Source organism: uncultured Salinisphaera sp., assembly GCF_964012375.1.
In the GTDB taxonomy this organism is placed as follows: Bacteria; Pseudomonadota; Gammaproteobacteria; order Nevskiales; family Salinisphaeraceae; genus Salinisphaera.
Genome location: NZ_CAXGSH010000175.1, coordinates 1 through 2,828 on the forward strand (window position 1 = coordinate 1; position 2,828 = coordinate 2,828).

3 protein-coding genes are annotated in these 2,828 nt (G+C 64.3%); all 3 read right to left on the reverse strand.

Annotated features, from left to right (window positions below; all coding sequences use genetic code 11):
• On the reverse strand, positions 1-493 hold a 493-nt coding region (locus ABNU97_RS17585), incomplete at its 3' end, for a proton-conducting transporter membrane subunit (RefSeq protein WP_348767963.1).
• A 1-nt stretch (position 494) separates the two neighbouring features.
• Positions 495-1,979: an NADH-quinone oxidoreductase subunit M gene (locus ABNU97_RS17590; RefSeq protein WP_348767964.1), complete on the reverse strand. Its 1,485-nt coding sequence runs from the start codon at positions 1,977-1,979 to the stop codon at positions 495-497.
• A 1-nt stretch (position 1,980) separates the two neighbouring features.
• Positions 1,981-2,679, reverse strand: a complete 699-nt coding sequence (locus ABNU97_RS17595) for a hypothetical protein (protein ID WP_348767965.1) — start codon at positions 2,677-2,679, stop codon at positions 1,981-1,983.
• Positions 2,680-2,828 lie beyond the last annotated feature (149 nt).

Consider the following 2,828-nt stretch of genomic DNA (forward strand, 5'->3'; position numbering starts at 1 on the left):
TGTTCGCCAACGCGCCAACCAGAAAATACTTCATGCCGGCTTCGACCGACAGCGGCCAGCTACGGTGGTACGCGGCCAGCGTATAGCCCGTCACCGAGGACAGCAGGACGGCCATAATCAGTTGCATCAGGTCTGCCGCGCCGGCAAGCAGCATGGCCCCGAGTGTGGCCAACAACAAGATCGCATAGTATTCGCCGTGGCGCCGGTCGCTGCGCAGCCATTCGGGCGTCAGCAGAACGCTCAAGGCAGCCGTGGCCAGGATGATCACGCGCGCCCAGATGCTGGCGCCGTCGAGGGCCCAGACCCCCGAAAAAGTCAGTCTCGGGGCCTCGCCCAATTGGGCGAGACAGAACGCGGCTGCCACGGTCAGACCGATGAGCGCGCCCGGGGCAGCCAACCACTGATCGCGCTCGCGCATGAAGCTCGCCGCCAGTAGCAGCACCACCGCGCTGACCAGAACGCTGAGTTCGGGGAGAACGTCGCTGACCGGCATCCTAGAACCCGGCCGTCAATAAGGCGGTTGCACTGTTGATCGGTGTCAGCAGCCAATTTGGATATATGCCGATCACCACGATCAGCAGTGCGAGTATGGCGAGGACGCCGATTTCGACGCGCGCGAGATCGCCGAAGCTCTTGCGGTCCGCCGGCAGCTCACCGAAAAACAGCTGTTGCAGCATCTGCAGGAAGAGCGCGGCGGTAATCAGAATACCCAGCAGCGCGATGGCGGCCAGCCACGGATAGACGCTGAAAGCACCGACAAATATCTGCAGCTCGGCAACGAAACCGGCGAGCCCCGGCAAACCCAGGCTCGCGAACGACGCGAGAACCGTGAAACGTGTGAGGTTCGGCGCGACCTGGCTCAGACCGCCGTACTGCTCGAGGTCGTAGTCGCCGGTGCGCTGCCAGAACGCGCCGCAGATTAAGAACAGCGCGCCGGTGATCAGTCCGTGTGCGACCATTTCTACGGTGGCACCGGTTAACGCCATCTGCCGCGCGGCCTGCTCGCCGCCTATCGTTGCGGCCGCGGCGATACCCAGCAGCACATAACCCATATGATTGACTGACGTATAGGCAATGCGGCGTTTGAGATCGCGCTGCGCCATCGAGACCAACGCGCCCCAGAGGATCGAGATGACCGCCAGAACGGCCAGCGCGAAAGCATAGCGTGCGAAGGTCTCGCTGAGCATCGAATAGGGAATGCGAATGAGACCATAGGCGCCCATCTTGAGGAGCACGCCCGCGAGCACGGCCGAAGCCGGACCGGGCGCATTCACGTGCGCTGGCGGCAGCCAGGTATGCAGGGGTACGAACGGCGTCTTGATACCGAAGCCGACGACGAATCCCACAAGGACTAGCGTCGCGCGCAGGTCCATGCCTGCGAGTGCCTGTTCGGCGATCAGCGTACGCATGTCGAAGGTCAGCGGGTCGGTCGCTAGCACCAGGCCGATGATCGCCAGCAGAATGGCCAAAGAACCGGCAAATGTATAGACGAAGAACTTGATCGCGGCTCGCTCGGCATCGCCGTGGCCCCAACGCCCGATCAGGAAGAACAGACCGACCAGGCTCAGGTCGAAGAAGACATAGAACAGCGCCAGATCCAGGGTAAGGAACACGCCGAGCGATACCGCTTCGAGAAATAGAAACCACGCGTAGTATTCTCGCGCCCGCCCTCGTGTTTCGGCGGGCCAAGCGATCGCCGCGACGAACAGCAGGGCGCTCATTGTGGCGACTACCAGCGCGATACCATCGACACCCATACGCCAGCCAATGCCGAGCGCCGGAATCCACGGATAGTCGACAACGTACTGAAACGCGGGTGCGTCCGTGCTGGTATCGAAGCCGAGCCAGACCGCTGCGAGCAGGAGCAACGGCGCACTGCCTACGCCGCAGGCGAGCCATCGGTACGCTGGTTCATTCAGGCGTAAGAAACTGAACGCGAGCGCGCCCAGCAGCGGGATCAGAATGGTGGCCGTGAGCATGCTAGCGCCCCACAAAGAGAATGATCGCCAACACCACGGCGCCCGCGGCCATGAAGGCAAGATAGTGGTGTGAAAGCCCGGTCTGGAAACGGCGGCTGTCATCGCCGCTCAGGGCAAACCAGCGATTGGCGCCCTCCGGCAGGCCGTCGGCAAGACGGTCTAGCCCTCGATAGGCGACACGCGCTGTGAAGAGCCCGCCGGCGCCGATTCGGCGCACGGCGCCATCGATGATGGCATCGTCGAATCCTGCGCAGCGCTGTGCGAGCGCCTGAATGGGGCGCCCGATCAAGCGATCGATCGCGAAGGGCAGGCCAAGCCAGTCGGCGCAGCTTGCGAGCGCGCCGCTCGCGCCCAGGGCCGGGTGCTGGCGCGCGATCAGGAGGCCGGCGTAAAGACCGACGCCGACAGCCAGCAACGAGCCAATGGTCTCCCAGGCCGGAGGCGCCGGAAACGGGGTCGCGAACCAGCCGCCCAACGCCTGCTGTATGACCGGCACCCAGAGTAGGGCTAGCGCCAGGCTGGCTGTGGCCAGCAAACCGATCGCTATTGTTTCGGTCGTTCGCGACGTGGCGGCGATATCGTCGGCACCGGGACCGTAGACGCTATAGACAAAGCGCATGGCATAGGCTGCGCTCAGGGCGCCGGCGAGCATGACGGCAAACGCCAACCAAGGGCTGAAATGCCCGGCCGCCGCGACCATCATTTCCTTCGTCCACGCTGCGCCCAGCGGCGGTATGCCGGCCAAGGCGAGCCCGCCGACCGCAGTTGCCACGGCCGTGACCGGCAGCACGCGGCCGAAGCCCATCTCCGTTAGGCTGAAACTCACGGCCTGACGGCCCGCGATGCCGG

Excerpts from the sequence above, each read along its gene's own strand:
- ABNU97_RS17595 (WP_348767965.1), bottom strand. The coding sequence starts at position 2,679 with ATGGTCGCGGCGGCCGGGCATTTCAGCCCTTGGTTGGCGTTTGCCGTC.
- ABNU97_RS17590 (WP_348767964.1), bottom strand. The coding sequence starts at position 1,979 with ATGCTCACGGCCACCATTCTGATCCCGCTGCTGGGCGCGCTCGCGTTC.